The 22,647-nt window shown below is 60.4% G+C and carries 21 protein-coding genes and 1 pseudogene; 15 read left to right on the forward strand and 7 right to left on the reverse strand.

What is annotated here, in order from left to right; genetic code table 11:
• The first annotated feature begins 12 nt into the window (after nucleotides 1-12).
• From AC1RDJ_RS04775 to AC1RDJ_RS04785, 3 genes are read left to right on the forward strand one after another with little or no spacing between them, the layout of a single operon-like run.
• Nucleotides 13-1,287, forward strand: coding sequence for a restriction endonuclease subunit S (locus tag AC1RDJ_RS04775; protein ID WP_493027142.1), 1,275 nt, complete (start codon nucleotides 13-15; stop codon nucleotides 1,285-1,287).
• Nucleotides 1,284-2,357, forward strand: coding sequence for an AAA family ATPase (locus AC1RDJ_RS04780; RefSeq protein WP_493026651.1), 1,074 nt, complete (start codon nucleotides 1,284-1,286; stop codon nucleotides 2,355-2,357). Before AC1RDJ_RS04775 ends, AC1RDJ_RS04780 begins: the two co-directional genes overlap by 4 nt.
• Before the next feature lie 2 nt (nucleotides 2,358-2,359).
• Complete coding sequence (locus AC1RDJ_RS04785; protein ID WP_493026652.1) at nucleotides 2,360-3,967, forward strand: type I restriction-modification system subunit M; 1,608 nt, start codon at nucleotides 2,360-2,362, stop codon at nucleotides 3,965-3,967.
• Between the two features lie 69 nt (nucleotides 3,968-4,036).
• Here AC1RDJ_RS04785 and AC1RDJ_RS04790 read toward each other — a convergent pair whose 3' ends face one another.
• Nucleotides 4,037-4,393: a hypothetical protein gene (locus AC1RDJ_RS04790; RefSeq protein ID WP_493026653.1), complete on the reverse strand. Its 357-nt coding sequence runs from the start codon at nucleotides 4,391-4,393 to the stop codon at nucleotides 4,037-4,039.
• 151 nt (nucleotides 4,394-4,544) lie between these two features.
• Here AC1RDJ_RS04790 and AC1RDJ_RS04795 point away from each other — a divergent pair, with 151 nt between their 5' ends.
• From AC1RDJ_RS04795 to AC1RDJ_RS04810, 4 genes and pseudogenes are all read left to right on the forward strand, one after another.
• Nucleotides 4,545-5,444 carry a hypothetical protein gene (locus AC1RDJ_RS04795; protein WP_493026654.1) on the forward strand — a complete coding sequence of 300 codons (900 nt, stop codon included), beginning with the start codon at nucleotides 4,545-4,547 and terminating at the stop codon, nucleotides 5,442-5,444.
• 123 nt (nucleotides 5,445-5,567) lie between these two features.
• Nucleotides 5,568-7,220: pseudogene (locus AC1RDJ_RS04800) on the forward strand (DNA internalization-related competence protein ComEC/Rec2); the annotation flags it as partial.
• Between the two features lie 104 nt (nucleotides 7,221-7,324).
• On the forward strand, nucleotides 7,325-7,837 hold the full coding sequence (locus tag AC1RDJ_RS04805) for a hypothetical protein (RefSeq protein ID WP_493026655.1): 513 nt from the start codon (nucleotides 7,325-7,327) through the stop codon (nucleotides 7,835-7,837).
• Between the two features lie 52 nt (nucleotides 7,838-7,889).
• Entirely contained in the window at nucleotides 7,890-8,411 is a 522-nt protein-coding gene (locus tag AC1RDJ_RS04810) for a hypothetical protein (RefSeq protein ID WP_493026657.1), read from the forward strand.
• Between the two features lie 3 nt (nucleotides 8,412-8,414).
• Here the strand turns inward: AC1RDJ_RS04810 and AC1RDJ_RS04815 are convergent, their stop codons facing one another.
• Entirely contained in the window at nucleotides 8,415-9,338 is a 924-nt protein-coding gene (locus tag AC1RDJ_RS04815) for a LysR family transcriptional regulator (RefSeq protein ID WP_493026658.1), read from the reverse strand.
• A 153-nt stretch (nucleotides 9,339-9,491) separates the two neighbouring features.
• Between AC1RDJ_RS04815 and AC1RDJ_RS04820 the strand changes: the two genes are divergently transcribed.
• The 4 genes from AC1RDJ_RS04820 (at nucleotide 9,492) to dcd (ending at nucleotide 12,545) form a co-directional block, all read left to right on the forward strand.
• On the forward strand, nucleotides 9,492-10,253 hold the full coding sequence (locus AC1RDJ_RS04820) for a sulfite exporter TauE/SafE family protein (protein WP_071326384.1): 762 nt from the start codon (nucleotides 9,492-9,494) through the stop codon (nucleotides 10,251-10,253).
• Nucleotides 10,254-10,287: 34 nt separating this feature from the next.
• Nucleotides 10,288-10,983 carry an HAD family hydrolase gene (locus AC1RDJ_RS04825; RefSeq protein WP_493026659.1) on the forward strand — a complete coding sequence of 232 codons (696 nt, stop codon included), beginning with the start codon at nucleotides 10,288-10,290 and terminating at the stop codon, nucleotides 10,981-10,983.
• 58 nt (nucleotides 10,984-11,041) lie between these two features.
• Nucleotides 11,042-11,842 (forward strand): alpha/beta fold hydrolase, encoded by an 801-nt coding sequence (locus AC1RDJ_RS04830; protein WP_071323268.1) that lies wholly within the window; start codon nucleotides 11,042-11,044, stop codon nucleotides 11,840-11,842.
• Nucleotides 11,843-11,975: 133 nt separating this feature from the next.
• Nucleotides 11,976-12,545, forward strand: a complete 570-nt coding sequence (gene dcd / locus AC1RDJ_RS04835) for a dCTP deaminase (protein WP_034755486.1) — start codon at nucleotides 11,976-11,978, stop codon at nucleotides 12,543-12,545.
• Between the two features lie 38 nt (nucleotides 12,546-12,583).
• On the opposite strand, the gene AC1RDJ_RS04840 is transcribed toward dcd, so the two are convergent.
• Nucleotides 12,584-13,816 (reverse strand): PrpF domain-containing protein, encoded by a 1,233-nt coding sequence (locus AC1RDJ_RS04840; protein ID WP_493026660.1) that lies wholly within the window; start codon nucleotides 13,814-13,816, stop codon nucleotides 12,584-12,586.
• A 159-nt stretch (nucleotides 13,817-13,975) separates the two neighbouring features.
• Between AC1RDJ_RS04840 and AC1RDJ_RS04845 the strand changes: the two genes are divergently transcribed.
• Nucleotides 13,976-14,317 (forward strand): FlxA-like family protein, encoded by a 342-nt coding sequence (locus tag AC1RDJ_RS04845; RefSeq protein WP_493026661.1) that lies wholly within the window; start codon nucleotides 13,976-13,978, stop codon nucleotides 14,315-14,317.
• A gap of 42 nt (nucleotides 14,318-14,359) precedes the next feature.
• On the opposite strand, the gene AC1RDJ_RS04850 is transcribed toward AC1RDJ_RS04845, so the two are convergent.
• Both AC1RDJ_RS04850 and AC1RDJ_RS04855 read right to left on the reverse strand, forming a co-directional pair.
• Nucleotides 14,360-15,865 carry a sensor histidine kinase gene (locus AC1RDJ_RS04850; RefSeq protein ID WP_493026662.1) on the reverse strand — a complete coding sequence of 502 codons (1,506 nt, stop codon included), beginning with the start codon at nucleotides 15,863-15,865 and terminating at the stop codon, nucleotides 14,360-14,362.
• 3 nt (nucleotides 15,866-15,868) lie between these two features.
• On the reverse strand, nucleotides 15,869-16,558 hold the full coding sequence (locus tag AC1RDJ_RS04855; RefSeq protein WP_071323271.1) for a response regulator transcription factor: 690 nt from the start codon (nucleotides 16,556-16,558) through the stop codon (nucleotides 15,869-15,871).
• 217 nt (nucleotides 16,559-16,775) lie between these two features.
• On the opposite strand from AC1RDJ_RS04855, the gene AC1RDJ_RS04860 reads away from it, so the two are divergent.
• Both AC1RDJ_RS04860 and AC1RDJ_RS04865 read left to right on the forward strand, forming a co-directional pair.
• Nucleotides 16,776-17,333, forward strand: a complete 558-nt coding sequence (locus AC1RDJ_RS04860; protein ID WP_493026664.1) for a Spy/CpxP family protein refolding chaperone — start codon at nucleotides 16,776-16,778, stop codon at nucleotides 17,331-17,333.
• Between the two features lie 147 nt (nucleotides 17,334-17,480).
• Entirely contained in the window at nucleotides 17,481-18,335 is an 855-nt protein-coding gene (locus AC1RDJ_RS04865) for a dioxygenase family protein (protein ID WP_493026666.1), read from the forward strand.
• A gap of 11 nt (nucleotides 18,336-18,346) precedes the next feature.
• On the opposite strand, the gene AC1RDJ_RS04870 is transcribed toward AC1RDJ_RS04865, so the two are convergent.
• On the reverse strand, nucleotides 18,347-19,792 hold the full coding sequence (locus tag AC1RDJ_RS04870; RefSeq protein WP_493026667.1) for a DUF1501 domain-containing protein: 1,446 nt from the start codon (nucleotides 19,790-19,792) through the stop codon (nucleotides 18,347-18,349).
• Between the two features lie 9 nt (nucleotides 19,793-19,801).
• Nucleotides 19,802-21,628 (reverse strand): DUF1800 domain-containing protein, encoded by a 1,827-nt coding sequence (locus AC1RDJ_RS04875; RefSeq protein WP_493026669.1) that lies wholly within the window; start codon nucleotides 21,626-21,628, stop codon nucleotides 19,802-19,804.
• A 417-nt stretch (nucleotides 21,629-22,045) separates the two neighbouring features.
• Here AC1RDJ_RS04875 and AC1RDJ_RS04880 point away from each other — a divergent pair, with 417 nt between their 5' ends.
• The gene (locus AC1RDJ_RS04880) at nucleotides 22,046-22,621 is read left to right on the forward strand and encodes a hypothetical protein (RefSeq protein WP_493026670.1); all 576 of its coding nucleotides are present in this window, start codon (nucleotides 22,046-22,048) and stop codon (nucleotides 22,619-22,621) included.
• Nucleotides 22,622-22,647 lie beyond the last annotated feature (26 nt).

Here is a 22,647-nt window from a genome sequence, read left to right on the forward strand (position 1 = left end):
GATGTGAAAAAAATGCTGGTGCCGAAGTTGCGTTTTCCTGAGTTTCGGGATGCAGGAGCGTGGGAGGAGAAAAGGCTTGGAAATGAAGGTGAACTCTTTTCTTCGCTAACTGGAAAAGCAGGGGCTGACTTCGATGCTGGCGAAGCCCGATTCGTTACATACATGAATGTGTTCTCTAACACATTCGTGGATCCGAAGGCGTTGAGGTTTGTTGACGTGCAAGAAGGCGAGAGTCAAAACGCAGTTGTCAGTGGCGATGTGTTTTTCACGATATCATCTGAGACGCCCGGTGAAGTTGGCATGTCGAGTGTCTTGCTGGAGGAATTGGAGAATTGTTATCTCAACTCCTTCTGCGCGCTATTTAGGTTCTCCGAAAACAAACGCCCCAATCCAGTGTTCACCGGCTACTTGCTTAGGCAGCCCATGGTTAGGGCCTACTTCACAAAGAAAGCACAAGGTTCCACACGATTTAACCTCTCGAAGGATTCATTCAGAAATCTTCCACTTTTCGTCCCTACGTCCCCCGAGCAACAAAAGATTGCCGATTGCCTATCCAGCATCGACGCACTGATTGGAGCTCAAAGCCAAAAAGTCGAGGCCCTTAAGAACCATAAAAAAGGTCTATTGCAGAAACTATTTCCCAGCAAAGGCGAAACTGTTCCTCGCCTTAGATTTCCTGAATTTGGGGATACGGGAGAGTGGAAGACTCAAAGAGTTGAAGAGTTAGCAAAAAGAGGCTCTGGCCATACACCGGATAAAAAGCAGCCGGGTTACTACAACGGGGGTATTAAGTGGGTCTCTCTTGCGGACTCTAATAAGCTCGATAACGGGTATTTGTATTCAACAAAAACTGAAATTTCTAAAGAGGGTCTTAAAAACTCTTCTGCGGTTCTTCATCCTGCCGGTACGGTGATTGTCAGTCGTGACGCAGGTGTCGGGAAAAGCGCAATCTTGCATTCGGACATGGCTGTAAGTCAACATTTTATAGTATGGGTTTGTGACGAATCGAAGCTTTCAAATTGGTTTTTGTATTATGTATTGCAAATTTTAAAACCCACGCTTGAAAGCATTGCGGTGGGTAGCACAATTAAGACCATTGGGCTGCCGTATTTTAAAGCTCTTTATATATCCATTCCGTCTATTGAAGAGCAGAAGAAAATCGCCGATTGTCTATCCAGCGTCGATGCACTGATCATGTTGCATAGCAAAAAACTAGACTTACTAAAAGCCCATAAAAAGGGCCTGATGCAGCAACTCTTTCCCGTTGTGGATAAGGTGGGGGCATGAATTTACCAGCTATAGCAAAGCAATTGGTTGAAATGAACGAGAACATTATTCTTATCTTCGCGTTCAATGGAACAGGAAAAACTCAACTATCAGTTGCCTACAAGAATGCGACAAAAAATCACGACACTGGTCAGCATGCCGGCGTGTATTACAACGCCTTTAGTGAGGATTTGTTTGTTTGGGACAACGATGAAGACAATGATGGCCTTAATATTCATTTAAATATACTGCCGAGTAGCTTGAATAAATTCCATAGTTTTTTTTATGAGAATGAAAATCTCATTATGGAAAAGCTTGCGGCCTATAGCCCTAAATATCGCTACAAATTAAATCTATACGACAATATTGAGAATGGCATTGAATCGGTTACTTTTTTTGCGGAAGACGAAAAAGATACTCCTATCAAAATATCACGTGGCGAAGAACGTATATTTGTTTGGTGCTTCTATCTGGCGCTGTTAGAGGTTGACGGATGGGCCAACGAACAAGACGCGCATATCTTCATTGATGACCCGGTTTCCAGTCTTGATGAACACAACATTTTCATAACTGCGGATACATTGTTTAAGCAGGTCGAGACACATTACGAAAAAAAGAAAATCATCATCACTACGCACCACATTGGTCTTTTTTCTATTCTGGCCAATCGCCTTACTAAAGGCGAGAAAAGTGGTCGTTACAAAAACCTAACAGGTTTGCGTATGTTGAAGAGGGTTGGTAATGATTTGACTCTTGAAGTGCCACGACGAAGCGTCTTTCTTTATCATTTGCATTTGTTACAGGTCTTAGAAGAGGCGAGAGGTGAGCAACTGTACACCTACCACTTTGCTTTACTAAGGCAGCTTCTAGAGAATATTGCGTCGTTTCTTGGCACAGGAAGAATAGGCCACACCTTAAACCAGATAGGCGTTGAAAACGTTGATGGTGTAGCAGACGTCATAAACACCCATTCACATAAAAGCGTTTATTACGATCAGACGGAAATAATGAATGGTACAGAGCAAGAATATTTTAATGACATATTCAAGAAACTCACTGAAAAATATCAATTTGTACTGCACGCGAGATAGCCATGACTGAACAAGACCAAAAAGAATTAGGCAATACCCTTTGGAAAATTGCCGATGATTTGCGCGGTGCGATGAATGCCGATGACTTCCGCGATTACATGTTATCGTTCTTGTTTTTACGCTATCTCTCCGACAATTACGAGCTGGCAGCAAAAAAAGAATTGGGCAGTGATTACCCTGTTTTGGAGCCCGGCGACCGACGTGCGCCTTTATCGCTTTGGTATGCCACTAATCAAGATGATACTGTTGAATTTGAAAAACAGATGCGCCGCAAGGTGCATTATGTGATTGAGCCTGCCCATCTGTGGAGTAGCATCGCTGAACTAGCACGAACGCAGGATGACGAGCTGCTCCACACGCTTCAGAAGGGCTTCAAATACATCGAAAATGAATCCTTTGAAAGTACCTTTGGCGGATTGTTCTCCGAAATCAATCTCGACTCAGAAAAGCTAGGGAAAAACTATGTCGAGCGCAACAAAAAACTTTGCACCATTATCAGCAAAATCGCCGAAGGCGTAGCAAAATTCTCTACCAACAGCGATGTGTTGGGGGATGCATATGAGTACCTGATCGGCCAGTTTGCCGCCGGTTCGGGAAAAAAAGCGGGCGAGTTTTATACGCCGCAGCATATGTCGTCGATATTGTCGAAGATCGTCACGCTCGACAGTCAAGACCCATCCACCGGTAAAAAGAAGAAACTCAACCGGGTTCTGGACTTTGCCTGCGGTTCTGGTTCACTGTTATTGAATGTACGCAAACAAATGGGTGCGCACGGCATTGGTAAAATTGTCGGGCAGGAATCCAATATCACCACGTACAACTTGGCGCGCATGAACATGTTGCTGCACGGGGTGAAAGATTCTGAGTTCGAGATTCACCATGGCGATTCACTGTTAAACGACTGGGATATCTTGAATGAAATGAACCCGGCGAAAAAGCTGGAGTTCGATGCCGTGGTTGCTAACCCGCCTTTCAGCTACCGCTGGGAACCTACCGAAGCGCAGGGAGAGGACTTCCGCTTTAAAAGCTACGGCCTTGCGCCAAAATCAGCAGCGGATTTTGCGTTCTTGCTGCATGGCTTCCACTTCCTGGGGAAGGAAGGCACCATGGCGATCATTCTTCCGCACGGAGTATTATTTCGTGGTGGCGCAGAAGAGCGTATCCGCAGCAAACTGCTCAAAGACGGAAACATCGACACAGTAATTGGCTTGCCCGCCAACCTATTTTTCTCTACCGGCATCCCTGTGTGTATTCTGGTGTTGAAGAAATGCAAAAAACCTGATGATATATTGTTTATTAATGCCAGTGAACATTTCGAAAAAGGTAAGCGCCAGAATAAATTAACTGATGATCATATCGCGAAGATTGTTTCTACCTATCAATTCAGAAAGGAAGAAGATCGCTATTCCCGCCGGGTGACGATGGAGGAAATCGAGAGGAATGATTTCAACTTGAATATTTCGCGTTACATCAGCACAGCGACTGCGGAGGACGAAATCGATTTGCAGGCGGTGAATGCCGAGTTAGCCACGCTGGAGCAAAAGATTGAAACAGCACGGGACAAACATAATGTGTTTCTCAATGAGCTGGGCTTGCCTGTTTTGTGCTGAGCAAACTTGAGCCATTGAAGCCGGCGACACTGAAGCTTGCGCTTCGGTGATCGCCGCCGCTGTCAGTGGTCAGATTTCGATGATCTGGTGGACGATGGCTTGCACTTCCGGGCCGCTCTTCTTCAGCAATGATGCGAAGCGAGCGACGATCAGACGGTTTTTCTTTGTTTCCAGCTTATTGATCTCGCGGACAATGCTCGAATCGAATGGCTTGCCGGGCTTGATGTTCTCGATGGTGGTCTTAACCAGTTCAGTACGTTCAGCGTCGAGGGCCTTAATGGCATCGCGCAGATTGTCGGCGACGGATTTTTCTGGCTGCATGGTCGCGCTGGATTGCGAGGTGTCCGCCGATGGCGAAGAGGTATCGGGTGCGGAGGCCTTCTTATCGAGGGCGACGGTTGGCTTTTTGTCGGTGGCTGCGTTCATGGTAAATCTCCTATTTGTTTGTCAAATCGACAAGACAATCTTATCCAGCCTTTCGAAAATCGTACACTGATTTATTGCAAATAATCAACTTTTAGCTTTCGGCGACCGTTGTCTGATTATTAGCTCTTGTTGAGAACGAAGAGGTCACACATTGAACACTCCAGATGAAGACGCAAGAGACGAATGGTATGCGGATCTAGTCGATGAAATAACCGAAGATGCTATTAACGCGTTTACCTTTGATCGACTGCGTTCCTATTACGTAGATAATCCGACGCTCGCTATCGCTGCTTTTAACACACATCGCGAAGCAGAAAAAGTGCAGGAATTATCGCCTTCTTCGGCACTAGTCTTCTTCACGGCGGCTATTGAGTTAGGGCTCAAAGTTACGCTGCTGGAACCGGTGGTATATGGACTGGTGCACAACGAATCTGTTGCAACGCTTATTTCAAGCCTCGTCGTTCGAAACAATGGCTTTGATCGTGTCGGGGGCCTGCTAACCGCCGTTCTCAAAACATATGGACAAATAGATTTCGATAAATTCAAAATTGAAGGGCACGCGAAGATTATGCGTGAAGAGATTCTTGTTCTTCAAAAAGCGCGCAACAGTGTAGTACATCAAGGGACGTTAGTTGGCAGCGAGACTGCGGAGCTTGGGCGTGTCATATCGCAAACGATACTTGGTGTGTTTCTCGTAGCTGTCCTGAAAGGACTGGAACTTAAACTCAGCAAACGGGGAATCATTGAAGAGATAACTTCGCATCTCCAATTCGATGAGTGGCGTAATCCAGAGACAAATTTTCGCGCACATCTCAGGTTGCTAAGAGAAGATGAACAATTGAGTGCGATCCCAGGTATTGCAATCGTTTTCGATGGAACGAAGTTGCATGGGACAATTATTGCAATAGAGAGTCTAAAGGACGAGTTATCTACCCATCTAGCAGGGAATCCATTACCGTTAAAGGTGTACTGGAAATCAATGAAAGACTCGACAGAGAGGAGTGCATTGCTAACCGCGCTTGGCCCGACGCCCACTTTGGTTTCGCGCTGAGGCGCTAAAGTCCCGCCAGTGGACACATCATGGTGCACCCCCTGAATAATGTATTCATAGACCATTTGTAAGAATAAGTGGTCTATGAATACAAATCTGGCCTAGTGTATTCATGGCCCATATATCTCCATTTCGGGCTTGCACATCACCATGATCGCGGGATTGTTCGCCTTGGCTGCGGGCGCATTGTGGCGGCGCTCGTTTTTTACTGGCTGGCAACTGCCGTTGCGGCTGCCGGCGCAAAAGGTGGCGGCGCTGGCCGGCGCGCTGGCTGCGTTTTTATATGTGCTGCTGGCCGGCTTCGGCGTCCCGGCGCAGCGCACCTTATATATGTTGATGGTGGTGGCGCTGGCCTTGTGGCTGGGCCGCATCACCAGCATAGGCCACGTGCTGTGCCTGGCGCTGGGCGCGGTCGTGCTGCTCGACCCCTGGGCCGTGCTGTGGCCTGGTTTCTGGCTGTCGTTCGGTGCCGTCGCCACCATGCTGTACGCTGGCGTGGGACGCACCGCGGCGCCGATGCCGGCGCAGGCGAGCCGCTGGCGCCGCCTGCGCGCGGCCGTGGCGCTCGGTGCGCAGACGCAATATGTGGTGACGGTGGGACTGGTGCCGCTGACGATGCTGCTGTTCTCGCAAGTGTCGCTGGTGTCTCCTGTCGCCAATGCGCTGGCCATCCCCGTCATCAGCCTGATCGTGACGCCCTTGTCGCTGGCGGGCAGCCTGCTGCCAGCGCCGCTGTCCGATGGTTTGCTGTTGCTGGCGCATGCCATCGTGCAGATGCTGGCGCAGGTGCTCGATTGGCTGGGGGCGCGCCGTTTTGCCGTGTGGACGGCACCCGCGCCGCCGATGTGGAGCTTTTGCTGGGCGCTGTTCGGCACCCTGTGGCTGCTGGCGCCGCGCGGATGGCCGCACCGCTGGGCGGGCATGCTGGGCTGGCTGCCGCTGCTGACGGCCTTGCCGTCCAGCCCGCCGCCGGGTCGCTTGTGGGTGACGGCGTTTGACGTGGGACAAGGCATGGCCCTGCTGGTGGAAACGCACGGCCACCGCCTGCTGTACGACACGGGGCCAGCCTACGGCCCGGAATCGGACGGTGCCAGCCGCGTCATCGTGCCGTATCTGCGCGCGCGCGGCATTGCCAGTCTCGATGGCGCGATCATTTCGCACAGCGATCTTGACCATGCGGGCGGCGCCATGTCGCTGCTGGAAAATATCCATGTGGGCTGGCTCGCTTCGTCGCTGTCCGGCGGCCACCCGGCCATCGAGGCGCGGCGGCAGTCTGGCCGTCCCTACCTGCGCTGCGTCGCGGGCCAGAGCTGGACGTGGGAAGGCGTGCACTTCGCCATGCTGCATCCATTGCCCGCCAGCCACGACGACATCGCCTTGAAGCCTAACGCCCGCAGCTGCAGCGTGAAAATCACGGCCGGCCAGCACGCTATCCTGCTGGCCGGCGACATCGAGGCGGCGCAGGAGGCGCAGCTGGTGGCGCGCTCTGCAGAAGGTGAACTGGCGGCCGACGTGCTGCTGGCGCCGCATCACGGCAGCGGCACGTCTTCCACGCAGGCATTCCTGGACGCCGTGCATCCGACCCTGGCGATCTTTCAGGTGGGACACCGCAACCGCTATAAACATCCGAAGGCGCAGGTGTATGCCCGCTATGGCGCGATGGGGATCACGCGGCTGCGCACGGATGTGGAAGGGGCGCTGGTGCTGGAGTTTGGCGAAGGTATCGCCGTGACGCAGTACCGGGCCAGCCGGCCGCGGTATTGGCAGGGGCGGTAGGGCCAGGCGCGCATTGCCCAGCTCGTTGAGTTAAATGCAATATCTCTCTATGATGGCGAGCGTAGCGGCGCGCGGCGCTGCCTGATGATGCTGAAAGGATAAGGATGGCGCTGTTTAACTGGTGGAAGAAGGAAGCGGCTATGCCGCAGCTCGGCTTCGAGGAGCGGATTCGTTCGCAGAGTACGCAGGCGACGTCCCGGCAGTTTGACTTGCGGGGGCGGCAGACTGACGCCGTTCGCCAGCAACATCCATATCTATTTCATGTGACCGACGTGGCAACGGCCGAGGCCATCGTGAACTCGCAGCAACTGCAGGGCATTTTTACCTACGTTACGCTTTCCCAGGAATTGCAAGGCGCGGCACAACAGGCGGAAAGAAAAGGTTGTGCGCTGATTTTTCAATTCCAGGGGCTGTCGATTGTCGGGGAAGCTCCGTCAACGAAAGCGAAGGAGGTGGCTTACCACCATGTTGGTTCCGACGGCTATGTGGAGACGTTTATTGCTCACGGCACATTGGCACAGCTTACCCTGGTCGCGATTTCATTTCGGGGAGAGGCGCCGCTCTACGATGTCGCCTGGGTGCTGCATGCGCCGCTGGCCGTTTACGTGAAAAAATAGCCGCCATGATTGGACGCGCCGGGCCAGCCGCCGCGATGAGCAAGGAGCATGAATGACGCACCCCGGCACAACTTACCTTGTCCGCCCGGCGCAGGCCGCCGACATCGACGCCATCACCTCCCTGCTGCAAGCCAACTCTCCCTCGCACGGCGGTAGCCTGACGGGCAAGTTTTCGCGCGACAAGGTGGCGGCCATGGCCGATGGGCTATCGCCCGTCATCGTGGCGCGGCGCGTGGCCGATGGGCCGGTCGTTGGCGTGCTGTTCAGCGCGGCGACAGCCACCGCGCAGGCGCCCGTAGTGCTGGCCATGCTGGCCGCGTACGCGGGAGGAAAGGGCGCCTATGTGTACGGCCCCGTCTGCATTGCGGAATCGGAACGGGGGCAGGGCTTGCTGGCGCTGCTGTATGCGGCCCTGCGCGAGCAGCAACAGGGTGCGGAGGCCGTGCTGTTTATCCGGCGCGACAATCTGGCGTCGCTGCGCGCGCATGCACGGCTGGGCATGCGCGAGGTGACCGGGTTTGTCTGCGATGGCGCCGAGTTTGCCGTGTATAGCGATGCGATCGTCGCGGAATAGTCGCTAACTTATGCGTTCATCGGGTATGTCCAGTCCCCGCTGCCGCACGTATTCGAGGAACAGCCGCGCCCCCTTGGCCATGCGCGAGGTGCCGTAGACGGCGTGGATGCTGGGGTCCAGCTCCTTTGACGAAGTCAGCCGGTACGCCGTGCAGACGCGCCGCAGGGTGCCGGCGGCCACTGCGGGCTCGGCCAGCCAGCTGGCCAGGCGCACGATGCCGGCGCCTTCCAGGGCCGCCTGGAAGGTGGCGATGCCGGAGGTGAAGCGGAAGCGCGGTTGCACCTGGTAGCGCACGTTGCGTTCGCCGGAGACGAAGTGCCAGTCGCGCAGGATGCGCGGCGCCGAATGCATGATGACGTCATGGCCGGCCAGCTCTTCCGGCTCTTCGGGCGCGCCCATGCGGGCTATATAGTCGGGCGAGGCGTACATGTAGCGGCGGTAATTCCACAGGGGATAGCCGATCAGTTCGCTGGACTGGGGAAAGGCGCCGCGGATGGCGAAATCGAGCTTTTCCTGGATGGGGTCGATCGACTTGTCCGAAAAATGGATGTCCACCGACACGTTCGGGTAATCGCGCGAAAACTGCGCCACCACTTTCGGCAAAAAGCCCAGCGACAGAATTTCCGGCGCCGAGAGGCGCACCCAGCCCTGCGGCGAGTTGCTCAGCTCGGCCAGCTGATCTTCCGCCTCGGCCTGCGTTTCCAGCAAGTGCTTGGCCGATGCGTAATAGGTTTCGCCGGCCGTCGTCAGGGTAAACTGTTTTTGCGTGCGCAGGATCAGCTCGGCGCCGATGGCGTCCTCGAGAAACTGGATGGCGCGCGTGACGGCCGACGGCGAGCGTCCCAGCATGCGCGCCGCGTGGATGAAGCTGCGCTTCTCGACGACGGTGCAGAAGGCGCGGATTTCCCACATCAGTTTCATCGACATCGTACGGCCCCGGTAGCAAAAGAGGCCAGTAGACCGCACGGGGCGCATTCCGTCAAGCGTTACGCCTGATTGCGTTTTCCGCAATATGAAGTTGCATCCAGAAAAATGCCCTGCGCCTATACTGCCCCTGTTGCCCATTTCCTGCTGCCTATCATGTTGACCATTTCGCTGCTGTGTTTATTTGCCTTCTTTGCCGGCCTGATCGATGCCGCCGTGGGTGGGGGCGGACTGATCCAGCTGCCGGCCCTGTTCAACCTGATGCCGAACATGGCGTCCACCTCCTTGCTGGGCACCAATAAGCTGGCGTCGGCCTGCGGCACCACGTTCGCGGCCCGCTCCTTTGTCGGCAAGGTGCATATCCCGTGGCTGCTGGTGCTGCCGGCCGTGGCCAGCGCCTTCATCATGTCCTTCATCGGCGCGGCCGCCGTATCCTATGTGCCGCAGCAGGTGGTGCGTCCGATGGTGCTCGTATTGATCATCATCATGGCCATCTACACCTTCATCAAGAAGGATTTCGGCACCACGCGCGAGGCGCGTCCCATCGGCGGGCGCGAACGCATCCTGGCCATCGTCATCGGCGGCGCCATCGGCTTTTATGACGGCCTGTTCGGGCCGGGCACGGGCAGTTTCCTGATCTTCCTCTTCATCCGCGTCTTCGGCTTCGATTTCATCCTCGCTTCGGCCTGCTCGAAACTGGTGAATATCGCCACCAACGTGGCGGCGCTGGCCTTCTTCATTCCCGCCGGCCACGTGGTCTACGCCGTAGCCGCACCCATGGCCGTGTGCAATATCCTGGGCGCCCTGACGGGCACGTGGATCGCCGTGCGCCGTGGCGCCGCCTTCGTGCGCATCCTCTTCCTCGTGCTGCTGGTGTTGCTGATCGTGAAGCTGTCCTACGACATTTTCTTCAAGTAATCAGTTTAAGTAAGCATTTAAGCCGAACCTCGCCATGAAAACCATCCAGGGTGTGCTGTGGGACAACGATGGCGTGCTGGTCGATACTGAACAGCTGTTTTATGAAAGCAACCGCGACTTGCTGTTGCCCTACGGCATAGACCTGACGCCGAAGCAGTTCTTCGACTGGTTCCTGGACAATAACTATGGCGCCTGGCATGTGCTGCTGGGGCAGGGCCACGATATCGCACTGGTCGACCGCCTGCGCCTGGAACGCAAGCGGCTGTTTGCCGACCGTTTGCGCCAGGCGCGCCGCTTGGCCCTGCCTGGCGTGCAACAGGTGCTGGCAGCCTTGCGTCCGCATGTCGCGATGGGCGTCGTCACGAGTGCATATGAACAACATTTCGAGATCAGCCATGCCACCACGGGCTTGCGCGGGCATTTCGACTTCGTGCTGACGCGTGAAATGTACCTGGAAAGCAAGCCGGCGCCCGATGGCTATCTGCTGGGCTTGCAGCGCCTGGGCCTGGATGCCGCCCACTGCGTGGCCGTGGAAGACTCGCCGCGCGGCTTGCGCGCCGCCAACGCTGCCGGCCTGGAGTGCATCGTCCTGCGCAACCAGATGAACCGTCACCACGCGTTTGACGGCGCGTTTTGCGTGGTGGAATCGATGACCGAGCTGGGCGAAGTGCTGGCCTCGTTCGTGCCCGGCATGGCCGTGGCGCAGCGGCAATTAGAGGCCTTCCTCTGATACGTCTTGCCGGGCTGCCATTACAATTGCCTATCGCATTTACCGGCCCAGCCCCACGATGACACTCCCGCAGCTGCACTTTGCCCACGCCAACAGTTATCCCGCCGGCACTTACCGCAAGCTGTTCGGCTTGCTGGGCCAGTATTTCCAGGTACAGGCCCTCGACATGCACGCGCACGACCCCGCGTATCCCGTCAGCACGGGATGGCCCGAGCTGGTGCGCGAGTATATCGACGACCTCGAGCGCCGCTACACGGCCCCCGTGATCCTCGTCGGCCACTCGCTCGGCGGCATGCTCAGCGTGATGGTGGCCAAGCGGCGACCCGATCTCGTGCGCTGCGTGGTTTTGCTCGATTCGCCCGTCGTGGCGGGCTGGCGCGCCTTGCTGGTGCGCCTGGCGCGCAACACGGCGCTCGGTGAACGCTTCTCGCCGGCACGCTTTTCCGCCAAGCGGCGCAAGCTGTGGCCCGATGCGCAGGCCGCGTATGAGCACTTCGCGGCCAAGGACATGTTCGCCATCTGGGCGCCGCAAGTCTTGCGCGACTACATCGCCAGCGGCCTGGCGCCGCATCCGGACGGGGTGCAGCTGCGCTTCACGCGCGAAGTGGAAACGGATGTGTACCGCAGCTTGCCGCACCATATCGGCAGCCTCGTGCGCGATGGCTTGTCCGTACCGATCGGCTTTATCGGCGGCACGGCATCGGTGGAATGCCGCCAGGCGGGCTTGACGGCCACGCGCAAGCTGGTCGGTCCGTTTTTCCGCCAGGTGCCTGGCGGCCATTTGTTCCCGATGGAAAACCCCGAGCTGACGGCGCAGGTGGTGCGCGAGATGATCGCTGCGTTGCTGGCGAAACACTAGACTATTGGCAATGATTTTCAGGGGGCAATGGCCAACGGCGGTGGATTTTCGCGTAAAATCCTGCCATCCGGGCCGCGCCTGCTCAAGGCGTGCCGCCCCAGCCATTCCGATATTCTAGAAAGATGCCCCTGCGATGACGATTAAAAGCGATAAATGGATACGCCGCATGGCGGAAACAACCGGCATGATCGAGCCGTTCGAGCCGGGCCAGGTCAAGGAACGCGACGGCAACCGCATCGTGTCCTACGGCACGTCCAGCTATGGCTATGACATCCGCTGTGCCGACGAGTTCAAGCTGTTTACCAACATCAATACCACCATCGTCGATCCCAAGGATTTTGACGCGAACAACTTCGTCGACGTGTCGGGCAAGGGTTATTGCATCATCCCGCCGAACTCGTTCGCGCTGGCCCGTACTGTCGAGTATTTCCGCATTCCCCGCAATGTGCTGACGATTTGCCTGGGCAAGAGCACCTATGCGCGCTGCGGCATCATCGTCAACGTCACGCCGTTCGAACCGGAATGGGAAGGTTATGTGACCTTGGAGTTTTCCAACACGACACCGTTGCCGGCGAAAATCTACGCCAATGAAGGCGTGGCGCAAGTGCTGTTCTTCGAATCCGATGAAGTATGCGAAACGTCGTACAAGGACCGTGGCGGCAAGTACCAGGGCCAGGTCGGCGTCACCTTGCCAAAAACCTGAGCGACGGCGGGCAGGCGCCAGTCCTGCCTTGTGTCTGCTTAAAGCTGTTTCAGTAGCCAGGCTTTCAGCTGCGGCGATGCCTGGTACAGCGGAACATGGCCGCGCAGCAAGATTTGCGTGCTGCGCCGGTAAGCCGCGCTGCAGATGGCCAGTGTATCGTCATCCTGGCGCGCCACGATGCCGGTGTCCAGGATGCCGGCCGGATTTTCTATGCCCACCGCGATTTCCGCCTCGTTCGCTCCCACGGCCGGCAAGCCGCGCGCCATGGCGTGCGCCACCGTGCCTGGTATCAGGCAGGCGGCCGCCAGGCAGCAGCCGCCCGAGACGGCCAGCGAAGCGTGGCCCGCCTGCGGCGTAAAGTAACGTACAGCAATATTTCCCTCTCCCGACGCCGGCCCCACGATGCAGAACTTGGGGATGGTTTCGCTGCGCCCGAGTTCATCCAGGCTCATCGGCTGGCCATCGCCCCGCCGCAAGCCCATCAGTTGCCCCGCCGCGCTCCACACCTGGCGGATGGTGTGCATGAAAGCCGCGTCCGCTTCCAGTTCCGCGATGGACTCGCGCGCCGTCTTGCCGAACTGGCTGGCCAGCGCGATGACCATGGGCACGGCCACATCCACGCACGAGACGTCGTAGCCGAGCACCTTATCCTGCGCCTTGCCCGTCGGTAAGAGCTTGCCCGTCTTGGCGCCCACGGGTTGCTGCAGGAATAGATCGACGCGGGGAAAGCTGCCGGGCACGCCGGGTATGCCGGTCGCCGCAAAGCTGCCGTCCGGCTCGCGCGCCATGCGCGAGGTGGTGATGACGCCCGTGTTGGTGTTGCGGATGTCGATGGCGTGCGGGCCGATGGCCAGCGCCTCGATGACGCCGCTATCGAGGCCCCACAGTTGCAGGGCGGATGACATATTGCCGCAGTTCACGCTCCAGTCGATCCCGGCATGGCCGCCAGCCAGTTGCGCCAGGGTGCTGACGAGGCGCGGCTGGCCCGCATGCTGTTCCACTTCGACAAGAAAGACTTTATTGCTGGTCGGTGCGCCGCGCCCCAGCCCCGTGATTTGCCGGTTGCCCGGCAACTGGCCGGACAGGGGCGCGCCCATCAGGTGGCGCAGCAATTCCTCGCGCAAGGCCAGGTCGGTCGGCACGGACGCCGCGTGCAAGACCAGGCCCGTCGAGGTGCCGCCGCGCATGTGATGGACGGGAAACTCGATGACGCCGCAGCGCAGGCGGGGCAGGAAGTCGGGCAGGGCGGGCAGCAAGGATATCGTCATCATTGATCAAGGCCAAGGAAGGGAAGCCCCAGTGTGCCAGTTTTGCATGCCGGGAGGCAAGCGTGCGCCGGAGCGGCGTCTTTACCTGGCTTTACACGCGCGCCACTACATGCGCACCTGCCCGTGCCGTTAACATTGGTATCGACACACACAGGAGGCATCATGGTAGCGGCAATCGGTACAGGCGGCGCGGTCAGCGCGGCCAGTGGCGGCAGTTCGGGCGGCAGCTCGCAAATCGCGGCGCTGCAAAAGCAGATCACGGCGGCGCAAAAGGAATTGACGGAGTCGCAGAAGGGCGAGCAGACGGAAGCGTCGCAAAAGCTGCAGCAGCAGCTGGCGCAGCAGATCCAGGCCTTGCAGGCGCAAATTGCCCAGTTGCAGGCCGCCGCCGCGCAAAAGGCTGCGCAGCAAAGCACGCAGGCGGCCGGCAGCGCCGATACGGCCACCAGCCCGGCCGCATCGGCCTCGTCCACCCTGGGCAGCATCATCGATACGCAGGCGTAACAGGGCGGCTGGCCATCCCCTGCGCGAGGCTGGCCTCGATGGTCAGCCTGGCGTTTTCACGGGCAGCAGCATTTCCACGCACAGCCCGCCGCCGTCGCGCAGGCTGGCCCCGATGCGGCCGCCATGGGCGCCGATCACGTGCCGGGCGATGGCCAAGCCCAGGCCATGGCCATCCGTACTGTGCCGGGTAGGGCTGGCGCGGAAGAACGGTTCGAAAATGCTGGCGAGGTCGGCCGTGGCCACGCCCGGCCCCCGGTCCAGAACGGCGATGCGCAGCATTGCCTGCCTGTCATCGTCTTGGCGCGACATGGCCACGTCCACCGTGCCGCCGTCCGGGCTGTGCTTGACGGCATTGCGCACGACATTTTCCACGGCGCGCGCCAGCAATTCCGGCTGGCCCGTGACCATGGCGTCGGCGCTGGCCGCGTCGCCCGCCACCGCGATGGCCACCTGGCGCGCCCCGGCCTCGTAGCGGGCGTCTGCCACGATATCGTGCACGAGGTCGGCGATGGCGACGTCTTCGCTGTGCGGTTGCGCGGCGCCCCCCTGCGCGGCGCCCGCTTCCAGCCGGGACAGAGTCAGCAGTTCGCCGATCAGCTTGTCCATGCGCTCGCTTTCGCGTTCGATGCGCTGCATCGAGGCGGCCATCTTTTCCGGCTGCTGGTGGGCCAGGCCGATGGCCGCCTGCAGGCGCGCCAGCGGCGAGCGCAGCTCGTGCGAGACATCATGCAGCAAGCGCGTCTGGCTATCCATGAGGTGGCGCAAGCGTCCCGTCATGCGGTCGAAATCACGGCCCAGGTCCGTCAATTCGTCGCCGCGCTTGCCGCTGGCGTGGAAGCGCGGCGCCAGGTCGCCATGCGATGCGGCCTCGAACGCTTGCCGCAGGTCGCGGATGGGACGGGCAAAGTACCAGGCCAGCAGGAAGGCGAACAGCAGGCTGGCGGCGATGGCGGCGGCGAGGGGAATGAAGGTGCGGTAGGGACTGTCCAGGCGCGGGCCGGGCGGCGGGCCCCGTTCGAACTGCGGGCGGGGCGGCGCGGCGCCTGCTGCGCCTGACCGTGGCCCTGGCGGCATGCCGCGCGGACCGCTCATGGTGACGGCATTGAGGGTATCGCGCGCGGCGCCTGCCTCGGCATTGCGGAAGCGTTCGGAGGAGGGCAGGAACAGCAGGTAGCGCTTGCCGTCGCTACCGCCCGCCTCGCGCACCACGGGATGCGACTGCGGCTGCGCCAGCAAGGTGCGCGCCTTGAGCAGCATGGCGGGGTGGACATTGCGTCCCATTAATTCGTGCCCTTGCGCATCGACGGCAAACACGCGCAGCCGCTCCATCTTGCCGAGGAACTGGCGCAGGGCCCCGCTGCCGCCCGCTTCCAGCGTGGCGCTGGCCGCTTCGATGGCCATTTGCGCGGGCGGGCTGGTGTCGATGTCGAGCGCCCGTTCCTGCAGGGCGGCGCGGTTTTTCAGCCAGAAGGTGCCGCCGATGCCGATGGTGGCCGTCACCTGGGCCAGCATGATGCACAGGAAAAACTTCCAGAACAATCGGCCCACGGCTTACTCCTTGATCAGCTGGTAGCCGAGCCGGTACACGGTTTGCAGGCAGGAACGGCCGTCGGCCAGGCTGCCCAGCTTGCGGCGCAGGCTGCTCAAATGCACGTCGATATTGCGGTCGAAGCGGGCCATGGGCCGCCCCAGGCCCAGTTCCGACAATTGATTCTTGCTCACGGGCTTGCCCGCGTGGCGCACCAGCACTTCCAGCAGGTTGAATTCCGTGCTCGTCAGTTCCAGGTGCGTGCCGGCCCAGGCGGCACGGCGCTGCTCCGGCCACATCGTCAGCTGGCCCACGGTCAGCGGCGCCGTGCCCCCGTTGTCGTGCGGCGCCGCCTGCGCACGGCGCAGGATGGCGCGGATGCGCGCCGTCAGTTCGCGCGGCGTGCATGGTTTCGTCACGTAATCGTCGGCGCCCAGTTCCAGGCCCACGATGCGGTCCGTGTCGTCGCCGCGCGCCGTCAGCATCAGGATGGGCAGGGTGCTGCCGGCGCGGATGCGGCGCAGCGTTTCCAGGCCATTCATGCGCGGCATCATGACGTCGAGGATGGCGATCGCATATTTGCCCGACAGGGCTTCGGCCGCGCCGCTTTCGCCGTCGTGCACGGCCTTGGCGTCGAACCCTTCCTGCGTCAGGTACTCCTGGAACATGCCGACCAGCTCGACGTCGTCGTCGATTAACAAAACCTTGCTCATGCCTGTACTTTTTCGGTGGATATCGCCCGATGATAGCAGCCAAACGCGGGTGTTCACGGCCGTTTTACCCACTTTTACATGCCGGCGCGCCCGTTCCTGCGACCATTGCCGCCCACATGCCTGCTTACATTCCTTTACACGCTTTTACGCCGCCCTAACGCTGCTTTACATGGCGGACGCCGACAATCAAGGCTGATCGCCACGAAAGGAATGTCCCATGAAATACCTGAGCATAGTCGTCTCCCTGTTGCTGCTGTCGGCCTGCAGCATGCCGCTCGTCGCCCTGGCCCAGCAGGCGACGGCTTCCGACGGCCCGCCGCCGCATCCGATGGAGGGCGCGCCGCCGGGAGCCGGACGCGGTCCCGGTTCCGGCCCCAGTCCCGGCCCCGGCTCCGGCCACGGTCCCGGGGCGGGCTTGCCGCCATTCCTGCGCGGCGTCGAGCTGAGCGAAGCGCAGCAGGACAAGGTCTTCGCCGCCACTTATGCCCAGGCGCCGCTGCTGCGCGAACAGCACAAGATCGCCTTCAAGGCGCATGAGCAGCTGCGCGAACTGGCCGCCTCATCCGCCTATGACGATGCCAGGGCCGCCACGCTGGCGAACACGGCGGCCCAGGCGATGGCGCAGATCAGCTTGCAACAGGCGCGGCTGGACCAGCAATTGCTGGCCGTGCTGACGCCGGAACAGCGCCAGCAGCTGGCCCGGCAGCGCGAAGACGGCCCCGGACCACGCGGCCAGGCCGTTGAACGCGTCCAGCCGGCTGCGCGCCAGCGCTAGGCTGCCCGATACAGTGGCCTGAACCATGGAACGCCAGTTCGCCCTTGCTGTCAGGAAAGCGCTCGCGGAACGGGCCATGCAAGCCCTGTTCCTGTGCGCCAGCCTGAACCCGGCATTGGCGGGCTTGCCCCACTTGATGGAGTATTTATGGACTTACATGACCACGGCCTGGCATCCGACCTCGAAATGATGGCTGCGCTGGCGGCCGAGCGGCGCCAGGTCTTGCGCTGGCTGCTGGCGGGCGCGGCCGGTTTGCCTCTGATCAGCTGCGGCGGCGGTTCCGACGCCGGCACGACGGCCGTGGCCGGCAGCGGCGCAGGCACGGTCGCGACGCCCACCGTCCCCGCTACGGGCGCCTGCGCGGTGATCCCCGAGGAAACGGGCGGGCCGTATCCTGCCGACGGCACGAACACGCATGGCGGCAGCATCGTCAACGTGCTGAACCAGTTGGGCGTCGTGCGCAGCGACATCCGCGCCAGCTTCAACGGCGCCACGGGCGTGGCGGCCGGCGTGCCGTTGACCATCAACTTGCAATTGCTCAACGCCAGCGGCGGCTGCGCCAGCCTGGCCGGCTACGCCATTTACCTGTGGCATTGCGACCGCGACGGCCTGTATTCGCTGTACTCGAGCGGCGTGACGGCGCAGAATTACTTGCGCGGCGTGCAGGAAACGGACAGCGCCGGCAAGCTGAGCTTTACAACCATCTTTCCCGGCTGCTACGCAGGACGCATGCCGCACGTGCATGTCGAGGTCTATCCCAGCCTGGCGAAGGCGGCCAGTGCCGCGAACCGCATCAAGACGTCGCAGTTCACGTTCCCGATGGCAACATTGAACGAGGCCTATACGGCCAGCGGCTACACGGCCAGCGTGCGCAACCTGGCGCAGATCAGCTATGCCACCGACAACGTCTTCAGCGACGGTACCAGCCTGCAGATGGCCACGGTGACGGGCAGCGCCACGGATGGCTATGTCGTTACCCTGAGCATCGCCGTCAACGGCTAGGCGCCGAGTGCTCAGGCGGCCATGAAACCCAGGTCGCGCCGGCTGAAGTTGCCGATGTTGGGGAACACGCTGGCCAGCTGGCTGTCGGCCACGCCGAACCACCTGGCCAGGGTGGCGCCGTACTGGTCCACCGACGTGGTGGGCAGCAGGGCGCCGGAGCCGACGTCGAGTTCATGGCCCACGCCCGTGGCGGGGAAGGCACCGTAGATGTCGCGGCCCTTCACGGCGCCCCCGACGACGAAGTGGTGCGCGCCCCAGCCGTGGTCCGTGCCGTCGCCATTGCTGCTGAAGGTGCGGCCGAAGTCCGACGCCGTGAACGTCGTCACCTGGCGCCGCATGTCGGCGCCCTGCAGCGCGGCCAGGGCCGTGTCGAAATACGCGAGCGCATGCGCAACGCGCGCCATCAGGTCGGCATGCAGCGCCTTTTGCCGGTCATGCGTGTCGAAACTGCCCAAGGTCACGTAAAACACCTGGCGTTTCGCGCCCAGCGGGCCGCGCCCGCCGATGATGCGCGCCACCGTCTGCAATTGCACGGCCAGCGGATTGGCGCCGGACGCGCCCGTGTTCGGATTGACATAGGGCGGGGGATTGGGCACGCCGCCCGGGCCGGCCGGCAGCATGGCGCCGCTGAGGATGCTTTGGCTGGAGATGGCGCGCTCGATCATGGCCACATGTTCCTGTTCCATCATGTCGCTGCCGGCCGTCGTGATGATTTCGCGCAAGGCGGCCGGTCCCTGCGCCGTGCCGAACAGGCTGCCGCCAAGGTTGATATTGCGAATCGGCACCGCACCGGACTGGCCCACCTGGAACTGGCGCACCTGGCGCCCGCTCAGGAACAGTGCGTTCGATGCCGCGGACACGGCCGTGAACATGGTGTTGCTGTTGCCGGTGCCCACCAGGTCGCCCAGGCGACCGCCCCAGCCCACGCTGGCGCCTTCCGGCAAGCCCGACTGCCAGGTCGATTGCTGGTCGTTGTGCGAAAACAGCTTGGGCGGCAAGGCCACGCTGCCCGCCTTGTATTGCGCCAGGGTGACGGGCTGGATCAAGGTGCCCACATTGGCGACGACGGCGGCGCGGCCGTCATCGAACAGGCTTTTCAGCGGGCCGAGCGCAGGATGCAGGGCAAAGCTGCGCCCCGCTTGCGCGGTGGCCGGCACGATGGGCAGCACGCCACCGGCTGCGCCGACGGCGGGCAGGTGGATCGAATCATTGCTGCCGGTGTTGCGCAGGCGCAGGTATTCATTCCAGGAAGGCGTATCGGTCGCCAGCACCGTGTTGAAGGCATCGTTGCCGCCAGCCATGAACAGGCACACGAGCGCCTTGTAGTCATCGGCCGACTGGGCGGCGGCCTGGCCCATGGCGGCCAGGTTGAGGGCGAATGGCGCGGCCGTGCTGCCGGCCAGGCCCAGCATGGAACCGAGGAAGCGGCGGCGGGAAAAAGGGGGGAGTTGGGACATGCGGCTTCCTTATTTCTGGACCAGGTATTCAGGCGAGGCCATCGACAGGAAGATGGCCAGGCGTACGCGGTAGGTTCGTGCGAGATTGACTTGTGCGGCATTGCTGCCGTTGGCGGCCGGAATCGGCACGCTGTTGACGGCGGACAGGATGGTGCCGCGCAGCTTGGTCGTCATGTTGCCGGCCAACAGCAGCAGGTCAACGCGGTCGAGCAAGGCTGCCGGCTGGTCGGCCAGGGCCAGTTCGGCCGCATAGTCCGCCTTTACCTCGGCGCTTTCTCCCACGCCGCCGCTGATGGCATCCTGGATGAAGTTCAGATAGCCGGTGACGGACGGCTCCGCCGTGATCTGCATTTCCGGCGCCACCAGGCCCGCAGTGGCCAGCGGCGAATTGGGCGGCACATAGCTGGGACGGAAATAATTGAAGACGGATGGCGCATTCATGGGATTCTGGCCCAGGCCCGTGAGCGGATCGCTCAGATAATAGATGCGGTATTGCGAGGCGGCATCCTTGGCGTTAAAGGCGCGCATCCAGTTGCCCAGGCGTACCAGCGGTTCACGCAGCTTCCCCGTGCGCAAGGTCGTGCCGGCCGGGGCCAGCGCTTCCGGATCGAGCAGCACGGCGCGCAGCACGGCCTGCATGTCGCCGCGCACGCCCGCGCCATTGTTGGCAAATGCGGCGGCGACCCTGCCTACATAGGCGGGGCTGGGATTGCTGGTGACGAGGCGCTGGATCAGCTGGCGGCCGAAGAAGGGCCCCGTGTTCGGATGGTTGAACAGGGTGTCGAGGGCTTGCGCCAGGTCGGCTTCGCCGCTGGTGGCGCCCGAAATGCTGACTCCCAAGAAACGTTTTTCACCGGTGGAATGGAAGGCTGCGTAATTCTGCATCGGTTTCCAGTCGCGGTCCGGGTCGGCAACGCTGCCGTTGAAACGGGTGGCGCCCTGGTCCGGCCCGGCCCAGCTCCAACCCGTAAACACTTTCGCCAGGCCGCTCACGTCGTCGCGCGAGTAGGTGTCGATGGGCTTGCCTCCGGACAATTTCAAGCTGCCGTCCGCGTTCAGCTGGTACAGGCCGATGGTGAAGAGCTGCATGACTTCGCGGGCGAAATTTTCATCCGGCGTACGCGTCGCCGACTCCTTCTGATTGCGCAGGTGCGACAGGTACAGCCCCATCATCGGGTGCGTGGCGACGCCTTGCAGCAGCGCGCGGAAGTTGCCGAACGCATGTTGCCCCAGCATGTCGTAATAGCTGGCAACACCCCGCGTGTGCGGCCACACGGCTTCGTTTTGCGTGGAAATGACAAAAATTTCCGACAAGGCGAATGCCGTGCGTTGCCGCAGCTGGTCGTCGCCGCGCACGGCCTGCTGCCAGAACGTTTCATAGAAATCCTGCGGCAGGGCCTTGCCGGCCGTCGCGCCCGCCGGTGGAAACTTCGCATCGATATATTTGCGATGCAAGGTTTGTGGCCTGGAAAACTGGTATTTGAACCAGGCGTCGCTGTCGCTGGCGGCCAGCGCATCGATGGCCGCCATATTCGGGCCGAACGTGGCCCGGCCCAGGAAACGCGACGCCTGCTGGCGCGTGAAGGTCGTCGCCTGCCCGGCGGGCGGGATCGTCAACGGTGGTGGCGGGACGGTTTCCCCGGGGACTGCCGGCTCGCCCGGCGTCACATCCGGGGGCGCCACCGTGGCGGGCGGTTCCACCGTTGCCGGTGGCACCACCGAGACATCGGGTTTCTGTACCGGGGTGGCCGGACTGTCGCCACCACCGCCGCAGGCGGCAAGCAAACTCAGGAGTGTTACGGCTGCGAATAAGCGGCGCAAAGTAGGGAAGGTCATTTAGTTTCTTTATGGCAATCAAATTCTGACCTCGTAATTGTAGAGCTTACTTACTGGAAGTGCGTTCTCAAAAGAATATTTATGTCTTGTCCATCTTTTAAATTGATAAGTTTTTTGACGAAGTTGCAGGATGATGGCTTCAATTTGAGGGAACTTTATTTTTTGTAAATGGAAAAATATTTTTGCGTGCACGCCTACTTGTGGTCGATGCATGACGTAAAAATTCCCTCGCATTAAGCTTGTTTAAAAATTCATGGACACAGCGAAAATAGCTTCGCCGGAAACCATGGTTTTTACGCCATCGGCGAAATGCCGTTCGCCGCCGCGCCCTCCATTCCCCCGACTCCCTGCTGGCACGGCCCTTGCGATAACAGGGCATGGGCCGCGTGCCTTCCTTGTGTTTTGCCGGAGCCTGCCATGACCAGCCGCCTGCTTGCCTACCGTCCCGAAATGGAATTGCCCGAATCGCCGGACACGCTGCCCTTGCAGCACGAGGATGAACTGGCGCTGGCCGCGCAGCTGCTGGAAGTGCAGGCGCCGGGGCGCTTCGACGCTTTCCTCGCGCGCCAGCTGGCGGGCACGGTGGCGGGGCGGCAGGTGCGCGGCACGCCGCTGGAAAGACCGCTGCGCCGGCTGCTGGGCAGGGTGGTGGCGCCCATGCTGCCCCTGCATGGCGGTTCCGCGCAGGCGCTCAAGCAGCGTGCCGCACACATCTTCGGCATGGAACTGGAAGGATTGAGTCCGGAAGACAAGGAATTCGAACTGGCGCGCCATGTCGTGCATCTGATCGACGCCGTCAATACGGAGCTGGCGCAGCAAGGGCGCGCCGCCGCCGCGCGCACGCCGGCGGCGCGGGTGGAAACGGCAGTGCTGCAAGCGGCGCGCACCCTGGCGCCAGGCTTGCTCAAGCATGCGGCGCAAACGCCAGGGCCGGGGCGGGACGGTGGCTACTGGCGCCGCGAAGGCGGGCACATCGTCGTGCTCGATGGTTAGCCGGGTGGTCATGCCATCCGGCACGG

This window comes from Janthinobacterium sp. GW822-FHT07H10, assembly GCF_058798675.1.